Below are 9437 nucleotides of genomic sequence, written 5' to 3'. Positions count from 1 at the left end.
GAGCTATTGCAAGCGGCTCGTGCCCGGCAAACGAACTTGTCTGTTGGTGACTAAGACCAAGGGCGTGCGCGACTGCTTCCCGGTTCTCATAAGAATGAGGCCGACACAGATGTCGCTGGTGAGGATGGCCTCGTTTCCTTCCGAACAGACAGAAACGAGGGCGCAAAATCCGGCCTCGACCGCGTGCACCGGTAAGCGCGGGATCAGTTGTTTCGTTATAGGCGACCATCTGCCCCAACCGCGCCCTTGCCTATTGGTTCCGCCGTGCATTCGCGTTGCTCGCCGATCCGTTGTCTCGCCAGACGCTGACGACGTTCGGCTGCCTTCACGTGCCGCAGGCCGCCGTTCTCGCCACGCGGCGGACCGGACGGTGCAAAAGTTCGCTTTTGTGGATCAAAGTAGCCCGGCCTGCCGGGCGGGGTTGGGGGCTTGACATACAGGCCGGGCCCTTACCCCGCGCAGCGGAGCAGAGTTCCATTATGCGCCGCGCTTGCGGCAACCGACATTAACATTTTCTAAGACTTGAAAAGCCCGTCGCAGCTAATGAGCGTAAGCGACGGGCTTTGTGCTGCCGAGACGGCTACGTCCCAACGGTAAACGACCGCTCCATAACAAGTCATGGCCGCGCAATCAGTTCCAATCTTGGACAGCCCACCCGAGGAACGTCACGACACCAGCGACGTTCCGGTAAATGGCAATCGACGATGATATCGAAAAGGCCAGGCGGCATGTTCACGAAGGCGAGCGGCACCTTCGCCTTCAGCACGAGTTGGTTGCCGACCTCAGCGATCAGGGATTGCCGACCGATGACGCCCTGCGCTTCCTCCAACTGCTTGAAGACATGCAGGCGATGCATCGGCAGCACTTGTCGCGGCTGCTGCGCAGAGCCGAAAATGGCTAGGAGGATTCCTGCCTTGTCGGCCCGGACCATGGGTGTCTGCACTTGATCTGGTGACAAGTGATGATCTGCCATGAGTGCGCCGGCCGAGACGATCGGTATCTGCAATTCAGCAAAACACTGTAACGCCGACAAGCGCAGGGACTGGACGCCCTGCCTCCAAATGCTCCGACTATTGCTTGTCCTTTGGGGCAACCTGCACCAGCTGCAAAAGCCCTAGCACGATCAGCGCCAAGACTGTGCCAAGAATTGCGATCTGCCAGAACCCGAGACCCACTGCCAATCCAATGGCACCGGCCAGCCACATTCCCGCGCCGGTCGTCAGCCCCTGAACTTCCCCTTTGGAGAAGAATATTAGCCCTGCAGCCAGAAATGCGACGCCGGCAGTTGTGGCTTCAATCAGGCGGATGGGGTCAATGGCTATCTCCTGGCCATCGAAGACGGGGAGATGGGTGATTTCGATGGCCAGGATGGCGATCAAGGCGGTTGCTAGACAGATCAGGATATGCGTCCTCAGCCCGGCCGGCCGGTTACGCCATTCACGCTCCATGCCGACGAGTGAGCCAAGAACCGCAGCCAGTAAAAGCCTGGCTGAAATTACGGAAAATGGCAGCCAGGTTTGCTGCCCGAAACGTTCAACAAGCTCATCCATGAGCGCCAGAACGTATCTGTGGGCTGCCCGGTTCCTTCCGCAGGACGCCGGGATGTCCTTGCAATGCATATCGCCGGCAAAGCGCCGGAACATTCGAGCTCAGCCCACGTTGGGTTCTGTTCGACTGACAGGGACACACCTCAATGGAACCCAAATCATCGCGCGATCTGCCCGGTCCTAAGCCCCGCAAGGACAAGGAACGGGAAAACCAAAAAGCTGCCGCGAAAACGCCTGACAAGACCAACGATTGGGACCGGAACCAGGTGCATGGCGAGGGCGAGAGCATCGGGATCGACAAGGACGAACCATAGGCCGATCCACACCCCAGAGCGCGCAATCTGAGCCGCCCGCGATGCGGCTTGCCGCCATCCCGACCGTTGGAGTGCTGGCGAAGAGAGCGTCTTTCGAGTTCGCATCTAAATAATTGAAAAAATTTGGCTTTCGCGCCGGCTCGTTGCGCTGTTTGCTTCACGGTTGCCTTGGATGGCGACCGGCAAGCCTACCTGTCTGAGGTACAGACACGTCTCCATCCCAGTTTCTTATGAATTCGATCAGAATGCCCAACCCAGACCCGGAATGGCTGCTACGCACCCTCCACAGCGGACGAAGAAGATCGAAAACATGCTGCGGTATCGGCCTGGCATCGCAGATTGATCACAAGCGCTCTGACCCCGTTGTCGACCTCAGCCCGGACAAGTGCCAATTGCAGGGTCTTCAGGAAGGAAGAAGCTTCGCCGCTCGCAAGCGGTGAGTTCGCGAGGGACGGTGCGCCGGGCGAAGTCAATGAGGTCCCGGGACGTTTGGAAGACGCGAAGGATGCGGACATCTTTTTCGCCGGAAACAATTGCAACGCGGGTGCCGTCGGAACTGAAAGCTGCGCGTGTAAAGCCCAGTAGAATGGTTGCTTCGTCGTGGCTGCCGAGGACGGCAATCTGGCGTCCCGATTGCGTCGCCCAGAGCCGGACCGTGCGATCCTTCGAGGACGCGGTCACGACATACAAACCGTTGGGACTGAACTGGGCGCTGTCCACCGCGCCGCTGTGGCCCCTTAGAACGGCCCTTTCCAGTCCGCCAGCGACGCTCCAGATCCGGATGGTTCCATCGCGCGAGCCGGTCAGCAGCAACTGACCGTCGGGGCTCAAGGCGACGACCGTTACCGCGCCGGTGTGTCCCACTAGCGTTCTGACGTTTGCTCCGTCCGTGGTCGACCAAATGCGAGCCGTGTGGTCGAGTGAGCCCGTGGCGACGAGTTGACCGTCCGGGCTGAAGGCCGCTGCCGTGATGCGATCCTGATGCCCCACAAGAACCCTGAGCTCGGCTCCGCCCGTCGTCAAGAGGTGGCCCGCATTGTCTTCCCTGGCTGAGAGGATCAGATTTCCGTCAGGGCTAAGAATGGCCTGCGGTAGGTTGCTGCTCGTGTTAATGGCGGCTAGCTCGGTGCCGGTCGCCGCGTCCCACAGCTGCGCGGTGCCGTTCATCGATGCGCAGAGAAGCGATTTGCCGTCGCGACCAAACTGGATCTGGATCAGGCCGCGATGTGATCGGAACTGGGCGGTCTCGTGTCCCGTGGCCACATCCCAAACACGGACCTGCCCCCCAAGAGATGCCGTCGCGACGCGCCTTCCATCTGGGCTGAACGTCGCGCTTTGAACGATCTCATGTGTATCGAGCCGGATTGTCTCGCGCCCGCTCACGACATCCCACAGGTGCGCCGCGCTGTCGCCGCCGCCGGTCAGCAGGTGGACATTGTCGGGACTGAAGACCGCGAAAGTCGGCCGATATTCATGTGAGAGCGCAGTCGTCAGCGCGCCGTCGACATCCCACAGCCGAGCGGTGCCATCGTGTGAAGCAGTGAGAAGAATGTTGCTGTCGACCGGGCTGAATTCCATATGCTCGACCAAGGATTCATGACCGGCGATCGTCGTCACCAACGAGGCGCGTTCAGCGTCCCAGATGCGGATCGGCCCATTGACCGAGGCAGTCGCCAGGAAGCGGTCGTCCGGAGTGAAAGCACCGTTCATCTCCACATCGCGTTCATCCGTATCGATGTCTGCCTTCAACCCCGAAACCTCTTGGCCTAGCACATGATCCAGCGTTCCCAACGCTCCATCCCAAATTCGGGCAGTGCCATCGATGGATACCGTGGCGATTCGCTGACCCCCATGACTGAAAATGACGCCGTTCAATTGCGTGTCGCTCTTGCTGCCGGCCAGCTTTGCGATCTCCGTTCCTTTCGACAAATCGAAAAGGCTGGAAGTGTCTCGGTGTGAATGCCAACCCCACGGGCCGGCCAGCATCCGGCTTCCGTCCGGGCTGAACGCCAGGCTGTAGGGCCAGGAGGTCACTCGCATTGACCGCGTCAGCGCGCCGTCTGCGCTATTCCAGATCGAAACAAAATGCTTGCCTGCCGTCGCGAAGCTGCGGCCGTCTGAACTGAAAACAGCACGCGTATATGCGTCGCTTTTTACACCTAGAACTTTCTTTCCAGTCCGAGCATCCCAGAGGGTTGCATCGCTGTTCTCCCCCGCCGTCAGCACCCGGGTGCCATCCGGGCTGAAGATTGCCGTCGGATAATTGCCTACCGGGCGCATGATAAAGAGCTGCTCTCCCGAGACAGCGTCCCAGAGACGTGCAGTGCCATCCCTCGCCGCCGTCAGGATACGGCTCCCGTCCGGGCTGAATTCAGCCCTCTCCAAGGCCGCTTCATGACCCATTAGAACTGCAGTTTCGGCACCGCTGGAGATGTCCCAGACGGCTGCAGTCTTGTCGTAGGATGCGGTGACGATGCGATCGCCGCTCGGATTGAATGCCGTATCCGTCACGCCGGCGCCATGCCGGAAGATTTTGATCTGGTGGTGCGCCAGCAGAGCCTTGTAGAGGGCTGCCTCCGCCTCGAACAGATATTGCCGCTCGGATTGGTCTTTTGAGGGCAGTGCTTCAAGCGCCAAGAGGATCGCAGCCTCGGTGCTGCCTGCCGCGGTGGACTGCTCCGAAAGGAACGAGAGCGAAAGGAACTGATTGCGCATCGCCTGGTCGCGTTGCGACCTCGCTTCCTCCTGCGCCCTGAAGGCGACCAGCGCGCCTGCGCCCGCGATGAGAGCGAGCATTATCGCCACAATCGCTGCGTTGCGGGTACGTCGGGAAAGCCGGTTTGCTGCGGCCGCCGCCAGGCTCCGGCGCTCGGCTTCGCGCTCCAGGCGCTCGTGTTTTGCCTCTTCGGCGGCCTCGATCAGCGCTAGCGCTGCGTGCCGGTCCTTCTCCTCTTTCTGCCGATGGGCACGCAAAGACTCCTCGATGTACTCAAGGACATAATCGTCGATCTCCTCCCGTCTCGACAACATTAGTTCTTCGCCCTCCGCCAGACGTTTGCCGGACGGAAGGAGAAGCTCTCGATTCCTGCTTTCCAGGTGCCATCGGTGGGCATCAGCCCTGAGGCGTTCGCGCGTCTCGAGAAAATTCCGGTTTGCATTCACAATGTCACTTGCGCGCGGCCAGCGCCTCAACAGTGCTTCATGTGCAACGCGCACGAAGACACGCCCTGCGGCGTCCTCGTCGCTGACGAGGAGCCGCGCGTCGATCAGGGCTCTGACCAGCGCCGATCGCGCGGGAGTACCTGCGACTTCGGTGAGCAGGGCTGGACGTGCCGTCACGGTGTCATCGCTCAGACTTGCAGTTGTGAGGGCGCCCAGTACCGTCGGTAAGGCCTCCTGGATCTCGGGCGCCAGTAAATCCACGACTTCATCGGCGCGGCGCGCGATTGCGCCTTCGAGCCCGCCGAGCGCGCGATAATCCGCAAAGGTGAGAACGCGGCGCTGGCGGCCGGCCTGGTACAACGCGTCGAGCACAAACTCCAGAAGCGGCAATGATCCGGGATCGGCAGCTGCTGCCTCCTGCAGCACGTCATCGAGTCGCCCCAACTCGGCATTCTCCTCAAAGCGGAGTCCGGCAACGCCCGCCGGCTCACGGATGATCTGACCGATCTCCGGGCCAGTCGGCGGCAGGAGTTCGTAGCTGGAGAGGCCATCCTTGAGCGCCGAGAACCCCGGGACCTCGCCGCAACGGTGAAAAAAATCTGAACGGATCGCCGCGATCACCCAGGCCAGTCCGCTCGCGGCGAGCAGCGTCATGAGCCGCACGAGAGCCTCGCGCGTCGCCGGCTGCTTCTCCGTCGTGAACAGCTCCTCCAGCTGATCGATGGCGACAACCAATCTGATCTGCGAGCGGGCCGACCCAGCGGCTTTGCCAAGTGCCTGGCGAACCATCGCCAGCGCCCGATCCGGCGCGCTTCTGCAAAGCCGAGCGAGCTCCGCGGCTGTTACTTCGCAGGCCAGTTCCGGCACAGCAGCTTCGCTAAGCAGCGCCGCAGCCAGCACAGCGAATGAATCCGGTCCTTCGGAGAGGCGGATCAGGCAGCGGCGCCACAACGATATGCCCGCCACGGTTCCGGGCCGGATCAATGACGGCAGCAGGCCAGCGCGCAGGAGGGAAGACTTGCCGCAACCGCTCATGCCGTAGATTAGCAGGAATGCGGTGCCGCTTGCTGCCTGCTGCTCCAGTCTTGAAGTGCAGGCAGCAATCGCCCGCGCTCTGCCGAAGAAGAGATCGGCATCTTCGAATTCGAAGGCATCGAGACCGCGAAATGGCGACCTGACCGGTTCCTCTGAAGCAAGAGGTACGCGGTAGATGCGCAGGGCACGTGCGACGTCCTTCAGCTTCTGCTCGCCAAGCTCGATGAATTCCAGCGGGAGCCGGTCTCGAGCCTGGGCATGAACCGCTTCCGTGATGCAAATCCCGCCCGGTCGTGACAATGATTGAACATGGGCTGCGACCTCGACCGCCTCGCCCCCGAGGTGGTCGCCCTCGTCGACGACATAACCGAGGTGAAGCCCGATGCGGAAGCGCAGGCGCTTTGTCTTGGGAACTTGGCAATTCCGTCTGTCGACCTCATGCTGGATGTCGCTCGCACACCGCAAGGCCTCGACAGGGCCTGCGAATTCGGCGACCACGCTCTCTTCGGCGCTCGAGAACACGCGACCGGCATGTTGCACCAGCAGCCGATCGACGATCTGCCTGTACGGCCCGATTGGTACAGCAGCGCCCCGCTCAGCCTCACCTGGCGGCCGACCGTCAGCAGCCAGTTCGGCTGCCAGGATAGTGGCCATTCTTGGCCCGGCGCTTGAAGGACGGACCAGCCTGTAACCGCGCCGAGGCACCGTCTCCACAACAGCCTGCCGACCGTCATTGAGCGCCGCACGGATCTCGTGAATGCATTGCACAAGGCTGTCGTCGGTGACCGCGATCCCGTTCCAGACCGCCCTCATCAGCTCGTCCTTGGTGACGACGCGATCAGCGTTCTCCAGAAGGTGACGAAGCACCGCGAAGGTTTGGTGACGAAGTGCGATTGTGCTGTTGGATTTGTCGCGCAAGGTCTCGCTGCTCACGTCGACGGTAACGCCGTTGAGCACGAACATCGTGGGCGGCGAGCTACTCAAGCCGTTTCCCTCAAGCACGAAGCCGCAGTCCAATGTTTCGATCCTAGCACGGTTTCGCGCTTGCCATCATCATTCACATCGGGCGGGGAGCGCGATTTCGGCAAATGATCGGAAGCCGTTCGTGACCCCGAGACGCCTCGGACCGACAATCGCAGCGTCAGCGAGAGGCTCACCATGGACGACGAAGTGCAGATTGCTCGAAGTGTGGGCGCAAGGCTGGTGCTCCGGCTCACAGGCGTGTGCCTGATGACCCTGTTCTTGGCAATGGCGCCCCAGGCTCACTCAACCGACCGTTCCCAGGACGGCCTGGTCGACGTCGATCTGCAATTGATCCTTGCAGTGGACGTTTCGCCGTCGATGAGCAAAGTTGAGCAAAGAGTGCAGCGCGACGGCTACGTCGATGCTTTCCGCCACGCGGACATTGCGGGGGCAGTCAAGTCGGGAGAGCGTGGAAGAATTGCAGTGCTCTATCTGGAGTGGGCAGGGCCAAATCAGCAAACCGTCATCGTGCCATGGACAATCGTCCAAAGTCGCGAGGACGCTCTCACTTTGGCAGACAGGCTCGCGGCTTTGTCGTTGACTGAAGGCCGCGGAACGTCGATTTCCGGTGCATTGTCTGCCGCGAATGATCTGTTCGCGAATAGTGGCTTGCGCAGCCCGCGCAGGGTCGTTGATATATCCGGCGACGGACCCAATAATGCCGGAGCACTCCTTGACCCCATCCGGCAGGTTCTTCTCGCGGAAGGCGTGACGATCAACGGGCTGCCTATCGCACTGCCCCGGATTGGCGGGGCCGACGGGTTCGCGAGGTATGGCCGTTCCAACCTGCAATCCTATTTCGAGCGCTGCGTCATTGGCGGACCAGACGCGTTTGCAATCGGTGTCACAGAGCCCGCCATGTTCGCCACCGCAGTCCGTCGAAAGCTGGTGCGTGAAATCGCCATGAACACGGATTTGGTGATCTACGCCACCTACACGGCGCGTTCAGACAGCACGACCGATTGCAACGTGATCGGTCAGCTGCCAGGGCGGTAACCGATCGGCGTTAGCGCGACGGTTTCTGGGGCGGGCCGCACGGAACGTCTTTTCGGGCACCTGCCTAACAGCCAATTGCGGACGGCTTTGGGGTGCCTTCCTTCTTCGCAAACTAGTTGAAAACATTAGTATTAGGAAAATTGATGGCGGAGAGAGCGGGATTCGAACCCGCGTTACGGTTTCCCGTAAACACACTTTCCAGGCGTGCGCCTTCAACCACTCGGCCACCTCTCCGTCTTGCATGTCGCGTCGGCCGGTTTCGCCGCGCGGGTTGGGGAGATGCATCTCCCTCGGGAAGGCCTCTCGGCCTAAATTTGGGGTGCCTTCAACCGGCAGGCAACCCTTTCCCGGCACCTCTAGCCGTCTAGGCAAAACAGGCGCGGGGCTCATCTAGTCGATCCGAAAGCGAATGCCAAGTCATTCCGTGGCTTTTGCCGTGGATGACACGGAAGCTGCCTCGGTGGCCTGCCATGCAGCCGAATGCTGTGCACAGGCCGGCCGGCGGAGTTTCCCGCGCTTGACTTCGGCTCTGGCCGCCTGTCGACTCCCTGAGGCGTTTGTTTTGTGCACTTCCGGACGGAAAACCACGACGCAGTTCCCGGAACTGCTTGGGCTTTGCGAGGGGCATCGTCCTGACATGGCATCGATCAACCAGCAGCCCGCGGGCCGGCCCGACAGCGGGCTCTCCTTCATCCCGGTGGCGTGGCTGATCATCGTGATGGCGCTTTCGGCCTATGGCCTGATCTCGAGCTGGCGGCTGATCGGCGACTTCAATCTGCCGGAAAGCGTGCTCTTCCTGATCTACGGCGGGCTGACCGGCGGCGTCGTGACCATTCTGTGGGGACTTTACCTGCTCGGCCTCGCCTTCAACCGGTCGGCGCGTTTCCCGCGTCACTATACGATCGGGCAGGTCGCCATCATCCTTTGGCTCGTCGTGCGTCAGGCCTACACGCTTCTTGTCCCCGATTTCGTCTTCTCGGCCGAAGGGCTGGGCTTCACGGTGGCCGAGATCGCCATCGGCCTGCTCTGCATCTACCTCCTGCGGCGCGGCGCCGGCGCCGACACGGTGTATGCCAATCCCGAGGCCGTACGCCCGCCGCTCCTGGTCTCGCTCGTCGCCGCGTTGCTCGGCATCATTCTTGGTGGCGCCATCGGCGCCTGCATCGGATTTTTCGCGGGGTCGCTAATCGCCGACGCCACCCATATGAGCTGCTTCGAGGGCGCCTGCGGGTTTTTTGCTGTCTTCATCGGCTTGGGCGGACTGATCATCGGAGCCGTCGGCGGCGGGATTTTCGCCATCTGGCGCGTCAACCGGCGCAAAGCGGCGCGGAGGGCCTAACTCAAAATCACGTGTCGCGAT

The 9437-nt window shown here is 61.4% G+C and carries 6 protein-coding genes and 1 tRNA gene; 3 read left to right on the top strand and 4 right to left on the bottom strand.

Going from position 1 to position 9437, the window contains the following annotated elements:
* Positions 1-616: 616 nt before the first annotated feature.
* On the bottom strand, positions 617-973 hold the full coding sequence (locus EOA60_RS07760; protein ID WP_127334730.1) for a hypothetical protein: 357 nt from the start codon (positions 971-973) through the stop codon (positions 617-619).
* A 97-nt stretch (positions 974-1070) separates the two neighbouring features.
* Positions 1071-1550 carry an MgtC/SapB family protein gene (locus EOA60_RS07755; protein ID WP_067004189.1) on the bottom strand — a complete coding sequence of 160 codons (480 nt, stop codon included), beginning with the start codon at positions 1548-1550 and terminating at the stop codon, positions 1071-1073.
* A 143-nt stretch (positions 1551-1693) separates the two neighbouring features.
* On the opposite strand from EOA60_RS07755, the gene EOA60_RS37415 reads away from it, so the two are divergent.
* The gene (locus EOA60_RS37415; RefSeq protein WP_164746634.1) at positions 1694-1861 is read left to right on the top strand and encodes a hypothetical protein; all 168 of its coding nucleotides are present in this window, start codon (positions 1694-1696) and stop codon (positions 1859-1861) included.
* A gap of 372 nt (positions 1862-2233) precedes the next feature.
* Here EOA60_RS37415 and EOA60_RS07750 read toward each other — a convergent pair whose 3' ends face one another.
* On the bottom strand, positions 2234-7075 hold the full coding sequence (locus EOA60_RS07750) for a winged helix-turn-helix domain-containing protein (RefSeq protein WP_127334731.1): 4842 nt from the start codon (positions 7073-7075) through the stop codon (positions 2234-2236).
* A gap of 141 nt (positions 7076-7216) precedes the next feature.
* On the opposite strand from EOA60_RS07750, the gene EOA60_RS07745 reads away from it, so the two are divergent.
* A complete protein-coding gene (locus EOA60_RS07745; RefSeq protein WP_095823458.1) occupies positions 7217-8077 on the top strand; it encodes a DUF1194 domain-containing protein in 861 nt (286 codons plus the stop codon).
* A gap of 144 nt (positions 8078-8221) precedes the next feature.
* On the opposite strand, the gene EOA60_RS07740 is transcribed toward EOA60_RS07745, so the two are convergent.
* A tRNA-Ser gene (locus EOA60_RS07740) sits at positions 8222-8311 on the bottom strand.
* A gap of 403 nt (positions 8312-8714) precedes the next feature.
* Here EOA60_RS07740 and EOA60_RS07735 point away from each other — a divergent pair.
* The gene (locus EOA60_RS07735; protein ID WP_067325731.1) at positions 8715-9416 is read left to right on the top strand and encodes a hypothetical protein; all 702 of its coding nucleotides are present in this window, start codon (positions 8715-8717) and stop codon (positions 9414-9416) included.
* Positions 9417-9437: the final 21 nt, after the last annotated feature.

The sequence above is a fragment of the Mesorhizobium sp. M1A.F.Ca.IN.020.06.1.1 genome, assembly GCF_004023265.1.
GTDB lineage: Bacteria > Pseudomonadota > Alphaproteobacteria > Rhizobiales > Rhizobiaceae > Mesorhizobium.
This window is presented reverse-complemented; position numbering and strand designations above follow the sequence as displayed.